Genomic DNA, 17693 nt, shown 5'->3' on the forward strand with positions numbered 1-17693 from the left:
TACCTTGAAAGGTCATCGATTAAACCGTTGGATTGGTTATCGATGAAATTGCCTCACGAATATTCTCTGCAATGTCTGCCATTAACTGGTCTTCCAGTTTTAATTTCGGCTTCTCAAAATTCATATCATGAACATTGTTCAAAGGGATTAAATGTATATGCGCATGAGCAACCTCTAGCCCAACCACCGCAACACCAACCTTTTTACATGGAAATGCCTTCTTAATACCTTGGGCAACAATCTTCGCAAAAACCCACATCCCCATATAATCCTCATCATCGATATCAAAGATATAATCAGTCTCCTTTTTAGGGATAACCAATACATGTCCTTCAGTTAGTGGATTCACATCTAGAAACGCTAGATAATCATTGCTCTCTGCTACTTTATAAGCCGGAATTTCGCCTGATATAATTTTTGAAAATATTGTAGACATAAACTACTCGTTTTTCGTGAAAAACAAAGATAGTAAATCTTTGAATAGTATTTGTATTAAGTTTTGGGGAAGAGAGACAACAGATGGCAGACAACAGATGAACAGACATTGCCAACAGACTTTGAAATCAAAGAGTCAGTTCAGCAACCTTATAACATTTCCAACTCAGAGCGAAGAGAAGAGTCTCATTTCTCCACCACAAGACCTCGTCCTTGTGAGGCTTGCCGAACAAACTTTGAACTATAAACATTTTTTTATTGTGTTATAGGCGGTCGATGCATCACCCCTACAAACAATCGTGATTTTATTATTCCCAACCACCATAACCGTAGGGTAAAAGCATGCTTCGGCCGTTAGCCCCTTTTCTTTCACACATCTCATATCTAATAGCGAAGCGGTCTAAAAAACAAATCCCCACTCTTTTCAGAATGGGGATTCAATAACAGTTCCTATGCGGTTATGGCAAACCGCACATAACCTCAATATGTTATCTTGAAATCTCTAAAACTTCAAGCTCCATCTGACCAGCAGGAACAGCAACTGTTGCTACATCTCCTACCTGCAGACCTAATAATCCTTGTGCAATTGGCGATTTCACGGAAATCTTACCTGCTTTTAGGTCAGCTTCCGTCTCTGAAACCAATTGATAGGACATCACTGCCCCAGTTTTCTTGTTCTTTATCTTTACATACGAAAGTGCCAGTACTTTCGAGGTATCCAAATTAGACTCATCAATAATACGTGCTGAAGCTAAAACTTCCTCCAATTTAGCAATCTTTGCTTCATGTAGGCCCTGTGCTTCTTTTGCTGCATCGTATTCCGCATTCTCAGACAAGTCACCCTTGTCACGAGCTTCAGCAATTGCTTTAGCGATATTTGATCTTCCTTCGGTTTTTAAGTATTGAAGCTCTTCCTTTAACTTGGTAAGACCCTCTTCGGTGTAATACGTTACTTCTGCCATAATATTAACCTTTTACGTTATCTTTTTATTTTTAAACTATTTTAATTAACAAAAAAAAGACAAGACCACACTATCCAAAAAAGGACAACATGGTCTTGCTCTTCTGACGAAGATATATAATTATTTTTATAAAAACAAATTATTAAGCCGGATTCTCAGCCTCGTCATTTATGAATTTATACCCCAAACCACGCACGGTTTGCAAGTAATATGGTTTATCTGGATTTGTCTCAATTTTCTTCCTCAAACGGACTACGTGCATATCCAAGGTCCTAGTATTCACGTTAGAACTATAGCCCCAAACGACTTCCATCAACTCCTCACGAGTAATGTCTCTTCCCTTGTTCTGTAGAAAATGAAGTAATATACGGTTCTCTAAAATTGTCAGCTCAATCTTCTTACCATCACGCATCAACGAGTGCACATTTGGATGGTGCTCTGTCTGCCCAAAATGGTAAATTTCGTTCTGTGTCTTTGGCACAAAGAATCTCACCTTATTTTCAATCATGGCAACTAACACATCCATATTGAAAGGCTTGGTAATATAATCTGTTACCCCAAAGCTGTAGGCATCGATCTTATCGATATCCTGGGATTTTGCCGTCATCATGATAATGATATTTTCAAAACCAGCCTTACGGACAGATTCACAAACATCAATACCCTCTTTTCCCGGAAGCATCCAATCCAACAAGACGATATCAGGAGTCTCCTCCAGGATGATCTTCTCCGCATCCACACCATTGCTGCACTGGATCACTTGAAAATTCTCTGTCTGAAGGCGATGACTTACTAAAAATCGTAAATTGTCATCATCCTCTACTACTGCAATTTTTATGTCTTTGTTCATAGTAATCTAAGTAATCTAGGAATTATTTCGGAAATACCAAAGTAAACGTTGTGCCCTCTCCTTGTACACTGCTCACTCGAATCTCTCCACCCATAAATTCCGTAATTTCTTTACAAAATGCTAAACCCAATCCTACGCTACCACCCTGATTAAATTGGTTCTGCACCCTGTAAAACTTCTTAAATATATTCTTTAATTCATTCTTATCAATTCCAATACCTTTATCCGAAAAACGGATCACAAAGCTCTTCTTGATTTGTTCAACACTAATATCCATAAATTTTCTTGAAACTTCGGAATATTTATAGGCATTATCAATCAAATTTTGAAATACCGAATTTAATAACACCGGGTCAGTATACATCTGATTCTCAACTTGAATTTCAGAAGTCAAATTCAAATCCGGATATTTTAATCTCGTTGCTTCAAATATCTCCTCGCAAAAACTGTTCAAATCCACGTATTCTCCCTTAAATTTAAGCGATTTATTTTCTATCTGCGTGAATGACAGCAATTTATTCATTAAATTATTTAGCTTGTCCGCTTCCTGATCCAATATTTTACCATACATGTGTCGCTCTTGGTCAGAAATTTTCTCTGCACTTTTGATGTTATTCCCAGCAATCTTTATTACACTGACTGGGGTTTTAAATTCATGTGTTAAATTATTGATGAAATCATATTGCAATTGAAACAACCGGCTATTTATTGCAATATTCCTATAAATTAAATAGATAATCAACAATAAAATAAAATATACTAGAGAAACTCCGAGTACAACAGGAAAAAATCGTCTATTTATTTCTCCACGTAAATGTTGTTCAGAGGAATCAAATTGAAGTTTATAATCCGATAAAGCACCTGGCAAAGGCATATCTGTCGTCAAGAATGCGGGTTCTTCCGTCAAGTTAGGATTGGCGACAGGTAAAATCCGAACCTTCTCATATAATCTCTCCTGCGTATTCACGATGGTGATTTTCTGTGGATTGATTTTATAAACAAACATATCCTGATCATAGGCTACAGAAATACCCGTGGTGTCTTCCATTAACACACGATAAGCCTTCAGCGCATTGACTCGAGGAATATTTAAAAAGGTTATTTTCCCTGGAACTGTATTATAGAATATTCGGTAAATGTCATTTTCTGTAAGAGAGGTAGAGTCATCTAATACTTCCAGAAAGTTCACCATCTTGATCGCCATGTTATTAAAATCATCCGAAGACTGACGACCTGTATTTTGGGATACCCGATTTTTTAATAGTCGGTTCTCCTCATCCAACTTAAAAGAAAAGATGGAACGCGGAAAGATAAGTAGGTTCTTAAACCGGACCCCTCGAATACCATCATTTTGATTGGTAAACAAGACATCATAAAACATCACCTCATCCACAAAGGGATTCCGGCGAAGAATTTTCTCCGCATAAGTGACTGCATGAACAGAATCTAAGTACCCTTGGTAACTGGATACTTCTGAAATCTCGTTATTAAAAAAATTGTTGAAAGGTTTTAAGCTACTGTCGAAGACATCAGCTTTGCGGTTATAAAATTCGGATTCTACGAAATTGGACATCATATTCCGGGCAAGAAACACAGAAATAATATACAAAATCGTAAGAAAGGAGAAAAAGGCAATTAATAGACCTATGTTCTTCCGATATTTACTGGACCGCTGTACCATGATGCTATTAACGCAAGTTCTCTGCCAAGAATCGTTCTATCTCCTGGTAATATTCCACTACATTCTCCTCATTACGGAAGCGTTTGCCCTCATCCTTCTTGAAAATATAGCGAACCGGAACATTATTACTCTTCAATTTACCGACAAATTGGTTAGCATCAGTTACACTACTGTACTTATCCTTTCCGCCTTGAAAAAACAGAATAGGAATTCTAACCTTATCGGCGTGAAAGATAGGTGATATCGCTTGAAATAATTCAGACTCTTTCTCCGGATTACCGATAATACGGTAATACAACTGTACATAGTGTTGCATATGCGGTGGAATCTCTCGGAAATAAGTAAACAAATTACTGTAACCTGAAGATGAAATAGCACATTTATAGAGCGAAGGATTAAATGCCGCAGCATATAAAGCAGAATATCCTCCAAAACCTGAGCCCATAATGGCTATTCTGTCCTTGTCAGCTATTCCCTGATGAATTAACCAAGTCACTCCATCTGAGATATCCGATTGAATTTTCCCACCCCACTCTTTAAATCCCGCAGTCCAGAAAGACTTGCCATAGCCTAAGGAGCCACGGTAATTGACTTGAAATACTGCATAACCCCTATTAGTTAAGAACTGTACCTCTTGATCGAAACCCCAATCATTACGACGGTTTGGACCATCATGGACCAAAACCACCACAGGCACATTCTTCTTCTTACCTCCTGGATAAGTGATATAAGCGTGAATTTCTTTATTATCTCGAGATAGGAAGCTTAATTCTTCCATCTTATTGAATTCCTTATCCTTCAGTTTCGGACTGTCCTCATTTAATAACTTCAGTTCCTTACTCAGTCGGTTATAATAGTAAACTTGTCCTGGATGAACATCACTATATACGCGCACTAGGAAACCTTCCAGCTTTAAATCCGTATCAATAAATCCAATTTCCGAGTCTGAAAACTTCTTTTTCAATTTGTTATAAACCTCCTTATAAAAAGGATTGAACATGTTTTTCTCGTACCGGTTCACAAATGATGAAACATAGGCCATTTCCTGAATGGCATTCGAATACCCGTCAATGGCTAAATCACCCTTTTTTTCTTCGTATAGAACAGCCGTTTCTTTCCCTTGGCTAACATCGTATTCCACCAGAGACAACATATCCCTATTTTGATTAGAAAGTGCAAAAAGCGAATTAAGGGACCCTTTCTTAAAACCTAATGGAATGAAGATTGTCTCAAAATTATTCTTCATTACTTCTCGAAATGCTTCTTGAGAATTATTTCTATACAATACCGATTCTTGCACACTATCACTAGTCATCGCCATACGAACCTCTCCATCTGGAGAACCAAGCCAACTGACAATATTACCCGGATTCTTATGGATCAATTCTTCTTTTCGGCCATCTAGAAAAATACGGTATAAATCGAATTTCGAGGAATCCCTTTTATTCATGGTCACCAGCATCGATCCATTATTTTCTTTGATCGGATAAACCCATCGTAATTTTGCTTTTTGTGCTGGCAATAACGGCTGACGTTTTTCAGTCTTTACATCAATGAAAAACAAACGAAGGCTATCTGTTGGCGATTGAGAATTCGAGAATATAATTTGTTGGTCATTTAACCACAGGAAACTCGATACATTCAGATTTTCTTGATAAGTTAACTGCTTGGAAGAATCGGGATTTATGAGATCTAAAATAAAGATGTTTTTGCAATGGTCATGTACATCGAGGTAGCCGATTTTAGAACCATCAGGCGATAGTTTGAAAGAACCCTTGGTTGGTTTTTCAAAGAAATCCTCGATAGGAATTTTCGGCAGGTTCTTGTCCGCTTGTTTACACCCATTCAGGATGAAAAGCAACATCAAACCATAAAACAAAATATTCCCTTTCATACTTCTATATTAGCCCTTTTCCAAATATTAAAAAAAAATATCGTAAAGTTTCTTTTGCAACCTTAATTTTACAGCGAAAATCAAATCCCAAAAATATGTTTTTATACAACGTATCAATCATCATGGAAGACACTGCACATGATTCACTTCTCAGCTGGATAAAAGGCCATATTCAACGTCACGAAGCCCATGATATCAAGCTTTTGAAGATGTTGGACACACCACATGAAGGACAAACGTATTGTCTTCAGGTATTGGTATCTAACCAAGACGAAATCGTGAAATTTCAACAGGAGGTTTTGCAAGAGATTCAAACTTTATTGGGTGCTGAATATGCTGAAAAAGCATTTATCTTTGATAGCACCATGCAATATATTGATCAAGTTTAATCGATAAATGTCAGTTTTCCAAAGACTATTCTTTGGAAAACCGACTGTATCATGAAGGCTATTTTAGCCCTTCTGTCATTTTAAATCCAGTCTTTTCTGATGGAGTACGGTATTTCTTATACCAAAGAATACCCATGCCTGCACCAAATAAAAAAGGCATTGCTAACAAGAATAAAATTCCCGCATTCAGACCTTTCCCTTGGGTGTTACCATCCTGGGTACTATTTTCAGCATTCAATGAACACATCGCACATTGCGCTTTTGAAACTTGAGGTTGGAATGATAGGGCTATCCCTAACAAGAACGTAAAAATTCCAACTTTTAAGGCATGCAATTTCTTCATGGTTCAAAGTTAAGCATTAATCTTTATTTTATTTACAAATCACCTTTCAATAAGACGTTAAACTTTTCCCAAAATCCATCTTTTGGTAAAGGCGCCTTGATGATCATCTCTTCTTCTTTCACAGGATGTTGGAATGCCAAGGATCTAGAATGAAGGCAGATGGTTCTATCCATACTCCCTCTTGGGTATCCATACTTATTGTCACCGACAATAGGACAACCCATATAGGCTAATTGACTTCGGATCTGATGTGTTCTTCCAGTAAGCGGATTAATTTTTAAAAGATAAAATCCATCCAATACTCCCACTACCTCATAATCCAGTTCAGCATAACTTCCGTTTTTAACCTCCCTGTTATAGGCTTTTGTTACCATCTTCTTCCGATCGCGCAACAACCAATTCTTCAAAGTACCTTTCATGGCTTCCGGTTTCTCACGCACTACCGCTAAATAGGTTTTTTGAACCTTACGATCATGAAACTGTCGATTCATTCGGTCTAGTCCTTTACTGGTTTTCGCAAATAATATCATCCCAGAAACCGGCCTATCTAAACGATGAATTACACCTACAAATGCATCATTTGGCTTGTTGTATTTTTTAGCTAGAAACACCTTCAACATGTCTTCCATGGATTGATCACCCGTGTTATCCACCTGTACGATGTCCCCACCTCGCTTATTTATCGCAATTAAATGGTTGTCTTCGAATAATATATCGTTTTCCGTAATCATGTTATGAAGCTATATTAGTAAAAAGAGCGACCCTATTGGACCACTCTTCTATATTATATTCTTTGCAAGAAAGCAATTGATAATCCAATTTATTTGACCGAGTCCGTAGCTGCGGCAGCTTCTTCCTTCGCTTTTTTCTTGAAGAATCCACGAAGTAAGAAATTACTTTGTAATGCCTCCATATTCTGATCCAATTTCTCGGTACTCATATTCAGATTTTTCAAAATCTGTTTGATTTCATTCGCAGCATCTGGATCATTGGTCAACACACCAATGGCATTGTCTTTTTGATTTAAGCGTGCAGTAGTCGCATTTAAATTAGCCATCAATGCAGATGCTGTCTGTGTTACACCTTGTAACTGTGCAGCAGACTGACGTAGGCTTGCAAACAGCGCAGTATCTGTAGAAAGGTCATGAATTAAACCTTGATTGCTGTTTAATTTATGAGTTAGGGTTACTAGATTATTCACCGCTTGATTCGCACTGCTCATCGTACCGTTTAAGGTAGTTAGTGATTGACGTAAGCTATTTGCAATTGCATCATCGGTCATTAATGCTCCAATTGTTCCTTTTCCATCTAAGATCTGTTTCGATAATTGCGCAAAATTCTTAGTGATTTCCAATATGTTCTCGTTATTGGTTTGTAGAGTTGCTAACATGGCATCCATCCCTCCGGATACGCCGGATTTAATGACGTCCTTATCTTCCACCTGCGGAAAAGTTTCCGAACCACCCACTAAACTAATAATGGCATTACCAATCAATCCATCCGAACTCAATGTTGCAATAACATCTTTACGGATAAATTTACTCGATTTCTCCTCCACACTCATCACAACCTTTACATTCTCTACACTCTCGAAACTGATTTCTTTGATAATACCCACTTTAACCCCAGAAAACCAAACATTATTACCCACTTTCAAGCCTTTTACATCCTTGAAATAAGTGGTAAGTGCCAAGTTTTTGCTGAACTTATTCTGTTGAGTTCCCAAAACCAAAATCCCAGCTACTAAAATGATCAATCCAATAAAGGTAAACAAACCAACGATAATCGATCGTTTTCTATCTGTTGTTGCCATATATTCTGTTATACAATAAAATTATAATCATGGAAAGGTTTTACCCTTTCATCATCTGTGTCAAAAATCTCCTCAAAAGTACCTACGCGTTCAAAGCGTCCATCCAATAGCATAGCTACTCGATCGCCAACCATTTTTGCACAGGCCAAATCATGTGTGATGATAATCGAAGAGGTCTTATAACGCTCTTGAACCTCATTAATCAGGGAATTAATATCCAAACATGTGATTGGATCTAATCCTGCTGTCGGTTCATCATACATCATGATATCCGGACGTAAAATCAAAGTCCTAGCAATACCAATACGCTTACGCTGACCTCCAGAAAGTTCCGAAGGCATCTGATTTATCGTACGAAGTAAGCCTACGCCATCCAAAACATCCTCTACCTCACGATCAATCTCTGCACGTGTCAAGTTTCTTTTATTTCGAACCAAAGGGAATTCCAAATTCTCACGTACAGTCATACTATCGTACAACGCACTATTCTGAAATGAAAAACCTATACGAAGACGTAATTCACGAAGATCACGCTCTTTTAATTCATTCACGACCTCACCCAAGACATTGATATTTCCTGAATCTGGTTTCAAAAGTCCAGAAATCAGCTTTATTAATACTGATTTCCCAGTACCTGATCGGCCCAATACAACCAGGTTTTCCCCGTTGTAGAGCTTCAAGTCCACATTCCTTAAAACATGAAGATCCCCAAAGGATTTACTTACCTGATCCACATGAATCACGACGTCATTATAATCGATATTTACTGGTTGTTTCCTTTCCATAGTTTATCCGATTAAAGCTAAAATTTGAACAATCAGCAATTCTTCAATGAAGACAATAAACATAGAGGCTACTACCGCTGCATTCGCTGCTTTACCTACTCCTTCTGTTCCTTTCGTTGAATAATAACCAACATAGGTACTCACAAACCCAATGGTAAATCCGAATGCAATGGCGCGAAACACCATGGCAAAAATATCTTTAGGGGCTATAGCCTCAAAAACTTGCGAAATAAAACTCAGGATACTTAACTGGTCCTTGGAGATGATGCTTAGGTAACCTCCAGCCAAACCTATACCTGCTACATAAAAACACAGAATAGGAATCATGATCGTTGTAGCAATAATTCTACTGACAATCAAAAACTTGAAGGGATTAGTACCAGAAACTTCCATGGCATCGATCTGTTCTGTAACATTCATGGAGGATAACTCTGCCCCAATCTGCGAACCTACCTTACCTGAAGCAATTAATGCGGTCACCAAGGGTGCTAAAGCACGAACAATAGCAATGGATATCAATGCAGGCAACCAAGAGGTGGCTCCAAACTCCTCTAAGGAAGGTCGAGATTGCTTTGTAAATACAAATCCAACAATAAAACCAGTCAAACTGATCAAAGGAAAAGACTTCCATCCTACCTCATAACATTGCCTGATAATTTCCTTAAACTCATAAGGGGGACTTACCAATTCACGAAAGAATCGCATCAAAAAACGATGCAAACTCGCAAATTCCAGTAGTAAGGACTCTATTTTTTTTGCCATTAATTAACCGATATAGTCTTGACTTTATTCTTCCAGCTTTGTCAATAGTGCTCGCAAATGTACGAATTTATTTTTTTTCCACGTTTCAGCAGGACAATTATCCAATATACATCAATTGAATCAAAAAAGTTTGACAAAAAAATTATACAATTAAACCTTTACGTTTCATCTGCGGTCATAAAGACAAAATAAGCGTAAAACTTAATTTGGTTGGCATATGAAAAATTTAAAGACATCTACACTATTCGCAACATGTTTATTCATGATTTTTAGTGTTTTTACCGTGAAGAATGTCGCTGCCCAAGGATATTATGATGATGATTTGGAATTTGATGATTTTTACGAAGAGTTAAGCCCTTATGGCGATTGGGACCGAGACTATGAATATGGTGATGTATGGTATCCTAATGCTGGCCGTGACTTCCGTCCTTATGGTACCAATGGTTACTGGACTATGACGGAATATGGTAATACTTGGGTATCTAACTACGATTGGGGGTGGGCTCCATTCCATTATGGTCGTTGGATTCACCGTGGTCACCGTGGATGGGCTTGGGTACCTGGTTATGAATGGGGACCGGCTTGGGTAGATTGGCGTAACGGTGGTGGATACTATGGATGGGCTCCTATGTCACCTGGTATATCCGTAAATGTTAGCATTGGCCTTCCAATCAACTTATGGATCTTTATACCTACTAGAAATATCTATGATAATTATATGCCACGTTACTGGTCGTACGGAAACCGTAACATCTATAACAGAACCACGATTATCAACAATACATATATTGTAAATAACAACCATTACTACGGTGGACCATCACGTCGTGATATTGAGCGCAACATTGGTCGCAATGTCAATGTACGCAATGTATCGTTCAGTCGTGACCGTGCAGGAAGTCGTGTAGATAGAAACAGTGTTTCCATTTACCGTCCAGACAGAAACTCTTCTCGTGCTAACCGCTCTGAAAGAATTGGTGTTGGACGTGGAAATAACGACCGTGGTACGATCTCTCGTTCAGAATCAGGACGTGGATCATCTAGTCGTACAAACGACCGTGGAACGATATCACGCTTTGAATCAGTAAGAGGGTCTGCAAGCAGCCGTTCTACAGGAGCAACTTCTCGTTCGTCTAGTGGAAGATCAGAAGGAAGCTCACGTTCTGACAGAGGCTATAATATCACGAGAGATGCAAACGGACAACGTGTAATGCGCATCGGTAATTCAAACGACAATAGCAGTCGCTCTAATGCGACCACTCGTACGGAAAGAGCAGATAGATCTTCGTCATCTAGCCGTAGCTCTCGCAGTCAAGCAGAAAGCCGTGGAAATACCACTAGTAACCGTTCTTATGATTTCAGAGGATCGAGTTCACGCGGAAACGAAAGTGTGGGTAGTAACAGATCTAGCAGTTCACGCAGTGGCCGTATGGAAACACCGCAACGTTCGTCACAGCCAAGCCGTACAGAATCAATGAGCAGAGGTCAACAAAGACAATCTAGCCCTAAACAATCTGCACCGGTACAATCGGCTCCAAGACAAGAACGTCAGCAACGTCAACCAGCAGCTAGACAGAGCCAACCTAGCCGTGTGTTCCAAACAAACAACAGCTCTAGCCGCTCACAAAGCAGCAGACCAGCAGTTGAACGCAGTTCTAGCTCTTCTCGCTCCTCAGGTACAGTAAACCGTGGAGCATCTAGCAGCCGCAGCGAACGTGGTAACTCTGGTAGAGGCATAAGATAGTAGTTAGTATTAAGTAGTTAGTATTTAGACCTTTGACGGCAAACTGATTACAAAAAAATAGAGTTGAAACAAAAGTAAATATAGGACAAGATTAAGATAGTAGTTAGTATTAAGTAGTTAGTATTTAGACCTTTGACGGCAAACTAATTACAAAAAAAAATAGAGTTGAAACAAAAGTAAATATAGGACAGGATTTAGATTGTTGAGTGTAATAGTGGGATAGAAATCTAAAACCTGCCAAGTAAAAGGGATAAGCAAATGCTTGTCCCTTTTGTTGTTTGAGAGATGTCAGATAGCAGATCAGAAAACCTACTAAGTTTAAGAGGATTAATGTTATTCGGTCGAAGCATGCTTCGACCCTACATACAACCGTAAAAATACTGTCCGTCCCTGAATAGAGTTGACCACAAATCTCATATCTCACATCTAGTAGCGCAGCGGTCCTGTCAAGTAGGGGATCCATCTCCAACGAAAACGAACGGAATGTCCGCTCGCTTTCAACAGAACATTCAATGCGTTCATTAAAACAAACAAATTTTTAAATCCATATACTTAATACTTAATTATCCTTTATTATGTCACGATGGTATGTTGTCGATGCATGCATAGACCGCTTATTTTAGACCACTTCCAACTCATAGCGAAGCGAAGAGACTTTGTTTCTCTCCAGATCTTGTCATTGCGAAGCTGGATGAGCAAATTTCAAACTATTTCAATCAATATTACCTAATGGTTTGATAAAGGTAGTCTAGCTTTTGCGCGGTCGAAGCATGCTTCGACCCTACAGTTATAGTGATTAGGAATATTAAAATCACGATCGTTTTTAGTCCTTATTAATTCATTATTAAATTAAGTTTCAATGTACCGCCCATCTAATCATTCCACCCCCAAATGACACATTCTCCTAACTTTTTCTTAATTTCATTGTTTTGCAATAGCACAACAAATTAGGATATGGCGAGATTAACATCCATACTAGACAACGATTTTTACAAGTTCACCATGCAATATGCTGTGGTTAAACTATTTCCGAAGGCGAAAGCACGGTACCAGTTTATTAACCGTGGAAAGCATCAATTCCCTGAAGGCTTTGCTGCTCGTTTTCGAGAGGCCGTTGACCATATGGCAACCCTGCAATTAACTAAAGCCGAAAAACATTTTTTCTCAAAAACTTGCCCTTATATTGATCCTACTTACTTCGATTTCCTTCAAGGGTATCATTATGATCCGGAGGAAGTGCAAATCATCCAAGTAGGAGGCGATCTAACCGTCAAAATTGAAGGATACTGGTATCGAACCATCCTTTGGGAGGTGCCATTGATGTCCCTAATATGCGAGCTTTATTACGAAATGACAGGACAGAAACGTGTCGATGATGAAGAAGTCATGAAGATTGTACATGATAAGATGTACAAATACGATAAATTGAATATCACCATCGCCGACTTTGGAACCAGACGCCGACATTCCTTAGCAGTACATGACCTGGTAATCAAAGCCTTGAAAGAACACCCTTCAAATACCTTTATTGGAACCAGCAATGTGCACTTTGCCATGAAATATCATACCAAGCCTATTGGTACCCATGCACATGAATGGTTCATGTTCCATGCTGCTAAATACGGCTATAAGATGGCAAATCTTGTAGGATTGGAAAATTGGTCCAACGTATACCGTGGTGACTTAGGAATAGCCCTATCCGACACTTATACAACAGAAGTATTCTTCAAGCAATTCGATAAAAAACTCAGCAAATTATTCGATGGGGTTCGCCACGACAGTGGTGATCCAATTGAATTTGCGCAAATGACTATCGATCATTATTTAAGTAAAGGCATTAATCCCCTAACTAAAACCATCATTTTTTCCGATGGATTAGATTATGAAAAAGTGGTGAAGATTGTTGAATTTGCTAAAGACAAAATCGGATTCTCTTTTGGTATAGGTACTGACTTCACCAATGATGTAGGATTGGATCGCATGAATATTGTACTCAAAATGACTGAGGCATTCCCTGACGAAGGTGAATGGACTCCTGTCATTAAACTATCTGATGAACCTAAAAAACATACCGGGAACCCTGAAGAAATCAATATGGCCATCCGCTTCTTAAACATTCACCAGCATGGCTAGAGACGTATATGGCGAAGCTTTGTATGATTACAAGGAAAAAGGCGAATTAACACATCCTTTACTACTTCATAGTAGCTATGGGGACATTGAAGAAATGCCCGTCGAAGTATTTTACAGAGAGGAAGATGATATTCCTGAATTGGAATACATCGCATTATCCTTATGCGACGGTAAGGTATTGGATGTAGGCGCCGGAACAGGCGTACATGCACTTTATTTACAAGAAAAAGGATTTGATGTAACCGCATTGGAAATATCAGAGATTGCTTGCAATATCATGCGAGAACGTGGTGTTCAACATGTTGTAAACCAAGATTTCTTTCAGCTAAAAGACCAAACTTTCGACACCCTCCTATTTCTAATGAATGGCATCGGAATCGCCGGTACACTAGAAGGCTTTAAAAACCTACTTCATCATGCAAAAGCACTTCTTAGTGACCGTGGCCAATTGCTATTTGATAGTTCCGACATATCCTATCTTTATGAAGAATACAAGATAAAACGACCTGAATATTATTTTGGAGAGATCAACTTCCAATACGAATACAAAGACCAAAAAGGAGAACCCTTTAAATGGCTCTACATCGATCAGCAGACTCTCATCAAAATTGCCCATGAACTAGGCTGGGTCGTACAAGTTCTCTTTGAGGACGATAATGACCAATATTTGGTAAGAATGGAACCGAGGAATTGAGTAGTATTTAGTAGTAAGTATTTAGTATTTAGACCTATTGGCGTGTTAAACCTTTAATTTTTAAGCATTATATGTAGGGGCAATGCATGCATCGCCCTCTTTAAAAAACTACAGCACTTACAACTCAGAGCGAAGCGAAGAGTCTCTATTCCTCCCCCACAAGAACGTGTCATCTTGAGGCTTGCCGAAAGAACTTTATACTATACATAGTGGTAATAGTTAATTGGTTGATTATTGGAAAGCGGTCGAAGCATGCATCGCCCGCATAAAATAGAATCAAAATAATCCTTATGGCACTAATTAATTAAAAAACGGGCGGACATTCCGTTCGCTTTCATACGGGATAAATCCCTTTTCTTCAAGCTCTCTCAGTACCGCCCCTACCTAACGTAATACCTAGATAGCTTGTTGCTAGTGATCTAATAGCCGGGCCGACAAAGGCTCAGACTCTTCGCGTTGTTCTGAGTGCTAAGTTCCAAATTTAATATCCCGCTATTAGGTCTAAATTCACATCGGATATACATTCAGAACCTTAACTCTTAAAGACTTAACACGCCATAGGTCTAACTACTAACTACTCCATACTAAATACTATAAGACAAAGGGGTTTCCTTCGCCACTTCTTCGGATCTCCTTCGGAACTTGTTCGGAACTCCTTCGGATCTCGTTCGGTTAGAAGCGAACGAGATCCGAATAAGATCCGTACTATATCCCTAGAAAATCCTTATGAGGATCAAAGCATTCCTAATCAAAACTCATCCTCAACTTTTCCTAATTACAGACCATCTGCAACGATAACTGATCCCTACTACACTTCATTAAAAATTTAACCTAACATCACTAATTTTGGTTAATAATATTTATATTCACGTTACTAACTATCAATAAAAGTAAAAGATTTGAAAGCAACCGTAAAAACAAGCTTAATCAGGAGATGTATTCTTCTGACAGCTGTATTCGTTATGGGTTTTATAAGTTTCAGTTATGCCCAAAAATTGGAAGAGGTTAAACGAGAGCGTTATGCCAAGCCACAAACAGACAGTATTTTAACGGCAAACAAATGGTACATTGACCTTTCGGTATTGAGCGATGACCGTATTTTCTTTTATAAAGAAGACAAACTTCCGAGCTACATTAGTTTCACTAAAGATGGAAAATTTCTGCTCGTATTAAACGAAAAGGATTGTAAGGGAAAATGGACCGGTAAGCACGATATTGTTAATCTGAATATTAAAAAGAAACCAGATCCGGATGCGAAAACGCAAGTAGTTGAGGTGGAACTTGTTTCTCTTGGTAATCAGCAGATTGTTTTTGATGACACGAAAAATAGATTGAAATGCTTTAGCGCCATCCAGCAATTATTAGAATCAGGATTTTTATCCTTTAAGTTGGATCATCAGCATAAAACCCTGATAGCAGAGAAACAGGAAATAATGGCTCCAAATGGTCCTATGTAAGATCAGAAAATAAAATTAAATCATATATGTCATCCACTATCGCTAAGCGTTGGACTATCGGGTTGATCTTTTTAATTCTACCCATTATTTTAATCACCAGTTGGTTTCAATACGATGATGATATTAGCTATGGTTATGGGTTTTTCTATTTTTGGGTCACAACTTTAGGGTATCTCATGTTGTTTGAATTGGCTTGGTTCATAAAAAGCTTAATTCGGAAAAATAATAACCTAGACACTAAGGTTGAGAATCGATTGCTATTTATAGGGTTTGTTTTATTCTTAATTGGCGCATTTTATTTTATCGCAAATTTTAATTGAGCCGATAAACGAAAAGAAATAACGTTTTAAACAACAACAGCGAATAAACTTGCTAATCAAGTTTATTCGCTGTTGTGTATTATAAGAAGCTTAATAAGGCTATCTTTAGTCGATATATTCGAAACCTACGTAAGGAACTAATACCTCAGGAATTTTAATTCCTTTTTCAGTTTGATTATTTTCCAATAAAGTAGCTACGATACGTGGTAATGCCAAGGCAGAACCATTTAATGTATGCGCCAAAGTAGTTTTACCATCTTCATTTTTGAAACGTACTTTTAAGCGGTTTGCTTGATAAGTTTCAAAATTAGATACTGAAGACACTTCTAACCAGCGCTGTTGTGCTGCAGAATATGTTTCCATATCGTAAGTCATAGCAGAAGTAAAGCTCATATCACCACCACAAAGACGTAATACACGGTACGGTAATCCTAGCTTTTGCAATAGGGATTGTACATAGGCACTCATTTCCTCCAATGTATCATAAGAATGATTAGGATGAACGATTTGTACCAATTCAACCTTATCAAACTGGTGTAAACGATTTAAGCCACGAACATGTGCTCCATAAGAACCAGCTTCACGGCGGAAACATGGCGTATATCCACAATGTTTGATTGGAAAATCTTCGCTTTTCACAATGACATCACGGTAGATATTCGTAATTGGCACCTCAGCTGTAGGAATTAAATAAAGATCGTCGTTCGTAACATGGTACATCTGCCCTTCCTTATCGGGTAATTGCCCTGTAGCATAAGCAGAAGCTTCATTTACCACGATAGGCACTTGTACCTCACGGTATCCCATTTTTGCAGCTTCGTCCAAAAAGAAATTGATCAGACCACGTTGCAAACGAGCACCCTTTCCTTTATACACTGGAAATCCAGCACCAGTAACCTTAGTACCTAGCTCGAAGTCGATAATATCATATTTTGCAGCAAGTTCCCAATGTGGCAAAGCATCAGCAGCTAGAGAAGGAACATCTCCGTTGGTTAATACCACTTCATTCTCCTCTGGGGTTAATCCCTTTGGCACCAACTTATAAGGCAAGTTAGGCAGGGATAACAACTTTTGGTTTAAATCCTTTTCTACCTGCTCTAGCGTATCTTGTAATTGTTTGATTTGCTCTTTATATGTTGCGGACTTGGATTTGATGGCTTCGGCTTCTTCTTTTTTACCTTGACGCATCAGGTCTCCAATTTGCTTTGCCGATGAGTTTGCTTCAGCTGCAATGGAGTCGGATTCGTTTTGCACCTTACGACGTTGCTCGTCTAGGGCAATGATCTGATCTACCAATTCTACATCGTTGAAATTCTTTACGGCAAGCCTTTCAACTACTTCATTCCTGTTTTCACGGATGTAATTTAATTGCAACATAAAATTTTGCTTTTAATTTTTTTAATGTGAGCAAAGATAAGAAGACATTGGGAA

General features: G+C 38.4%; 16 protein-coding genes. 5 read left to right on the forward strand and 11 right to left on the reverse strand.

Annotated features, from left to right (window positions below):
• Nucleotides 1-19: 19 nt before the first annotated feature.
• From ABD676_RS17660 to ABD676_RS17680, 5 genes are all read right to left on the reverse strand, one after another.
• Complete coding sequence (locus ABD676_RS17660) at nucleotides 20-436, reverse strand: HIT family protein (protein ID WP_344675996.1); 417 nt, start codon at nucleotides 434-436, stop codon at nucleotides 20-22.
• A 487-nt stretch (nucleotides 437-923) separates the two neighbouring features.
• The gene (greA, locus tag ABD676_RS17665) at nucleotides 924-1397 is read right to left on the reverse strand and encodes a transcription elongation factor GreA (RefSeq protein ID WP_344675997.1); all 474 of its coding nucleotides are present in this window, start codon (nucleotides 1395-1397) and stop codon (nucleotides 924-926) included.
• 142 nt (nucleotides 1398-1539) lie between these two features.
• Nucleotides 1540-2247 (reverse strand): response regulator transcription factor, encoded by a 708-nt coding sequence (locus ABD676_RS17670; RefSeq protein WP_344675998.1) that lies wholly within the window; start codon nucleotides 2245-2247, stop codon nucleotides 1540-1542.
• A 22-nt stretch (nucleotides 2248-2269) separates the two neighbouring features.
• Nucleotides 2270-3928, reverse strand: a complete 1659-nt coding sequence (locus tag ABD676_RS17675; RefSeq protein ID WP_344675999.1) for a sensor histidine kinase — start codon at nucleotides 3926-3928, stop codon at nucleotides 2270-2272.
• A gap of 7 nt (nucleotides 3929-3935) precedes the next feature.
• On the reverse strand, nucleotides 3936-5822 hold the full coding sequence (locus ABD676_RS17680; protein ID WP_344676000.1) for a S9 family peptidase: 1887 nt from the start codon (nucleotides 5820-5822) through the stop codon (nucleotides 3936-3938).
• A 95-nt stretch (nucleotides 5823-5917) separates the two neighbouring features.
• Here ABD676_RS17680 and ABD676_RS17685 point away from each other — a divergent pair, with 95 nt between their 5' ends.
• A complete protein-coding gene (locus tag ABD676_RS17685; RefSeq protein ID WP_344676001.1) occupies nucleotides 5918-6211 on the forward strand; it encodes a DUF4286 family protein in 294 nt (97 codons plus the stop codon).
• A 58-nt stretch (nucleotides 6212-6269) separates the two neighbouring features.
• Here the strand turns inward: ABD676_RS17685 and ABD676_RS17690 are convergent, their stop codons facing one another.
• The 5 genes from ABD676_RS17690 to ABD676_RS17710 all read right to left on the reverse strand — a co-directional run bounded on the left by ABD676_RS17690 (nucleotide 6270) and on the right by ABD676_RS17710 (nucleotide 9914).
• Nucleotides 6270-6554, reverse strand: coding sequence for a hypothetical protein (locus tag ABD676_RS17690; protein WP_344676002.1), 285 nt, complete (start codon nucleotides 6552-6554; stop codon nucleotides 6270-6272).
• Between the two features lie 32 nt (nucleotides 6555-6586).
• On the reverse strand, nucleotides 6587-7285 hold the full coding sequence (locus tag ABD676_RS17695; RefSeq protein WP_344676003.1) for an RluA family pseudouridine synthase: 699 nt from the start codon (nucleotides 7283-7285) through the stop codon (nucleotides 6587-6589).
• 89 nt (nucleotides 7286-7374) lie between these two features.
• Nucleotides 7375-8367 carry an MlaD family protein gene (locus tag ABD676_RS17700; protein WP_344676004.1) on the reverse strand — a complete coding sequence of 331 codons (993 nt, stop codon included), beginning with the start codon at nucleotides 8365-8367 and terminating at the stop codon, nucleotides 7375-7377.
• 8 nt (nucleotides 8368-8375) lie between these two features.
• Nucleotides 8376-9152: an ABC transporter ATP-binding protein gene (locus ABD676_RS17705; protein ID WP_344676005.1), complete on the reverse strand. Its 777-nt coding sequence runs from the start codon at nucleotides 9150-9152 to the stop codon at nucleotides 8376-8378.
• Between the two features lie 3 nt (nucleotides 9153-9155).
• Complete coding sequence (locus tag ABD676_RS17710; RefSeq protein ID WP_344676006.1) at nucleotides 9156-9914, reverse strand: MlaE family ABC transporter permease; 759 nt, start codon at nucleotides 9912-9914, stop codon at nucleotides 9156-9158.
• Between the two features lie 217 nt (nucleotides 9915-10131).
• On the opposite strand from ABD676_RS17710, the gene ABD676_RS17715 reads away from it, so the two are divergent.
• From ABD676_RS17715 to ABD676_RS17730, 4 genes are all read left to right on the forward strand, one after another.
• Nucleotides 10132-11658 carry a DUF6600 domain-containing protein gene (locus ABD676_RS17715; protein WP_344676007.1) on the forward strand — a complete coding sequence of 509 codons (1527 nt, stop codon included), beginning with the start codon at nucleotides 10132-10134 and terminating at the stop codon, nucleotides 11656-11658.
• A gap of 954 nt (nucleotides 11659-12612) precedes the next feature.
• A complete protein-coding gene (pncB, locus tag ABD676_RS17720) occupies nucleotides 12613-13791 on the forward strand; it encodes a nicotinate phosphoribosyltransferase (RefSeq protein WP_344676008.1) in 1179 nt (392 codons plus the stop codon).
• Nucleotides 13784-14485: a class I SAM-dependent methyltransferase gene (locus tag ABD676_RS17725; RefSeq protein WP_344676009.1), complete on the forward strand. Its 702-nt coding sequence runs from the start codon at nucleotides 13784-13786 to the stop codon at nucleotides 14483-14485. Before pncB ends, ABD676_RS17725 begins: the two co-directional genes overlap by 8 nt.
• Nucleotides 14486-15447: 962 nt before the next feature.
• Nucleotides 15448-15942 carry a hypothetical protein gene (locus ABD676_RS17730; protein ID WP_344676010.1) on the forward strand — a complete coding sequence of 165 codons (495 nt, stop codon included), beginning with the start codon at nucleotides 15448-15450 and terminating at the stop codon, nucleotides 15940-15942.
• 425 nt (nucleotides 15943-16367) lie between these two features.
• On the opposite strand, the gene serS is transcribed toward ABD676_RS17730, so the two are convergent.
• Nucleotides 16368-17639 (reverse strand): serine--tRNA ligase, encoded by a 1272-nt coding sequence (gene serS / locus ABD676_RS17735; RefSeq protein WP_344676011.1) that lies wholly within the window; start codon nucleotides 17637-17639, stop codon nucleotides 16368-16370.
• Between the last annotated feature and the right edge of the window lie 54 nt (nucleotides 17640-17693).

This window comes from Sphingobacterium kyonggiense, from assembly GCF_039536825.1.
Taxonomy (GTDB): Bacteria; Bacteroidota; Bacteroidia; order Sphingobacteriales; family Sphingobacteriaceae; genus Sphingobacterium; species Sphingobacterium kyonggiense.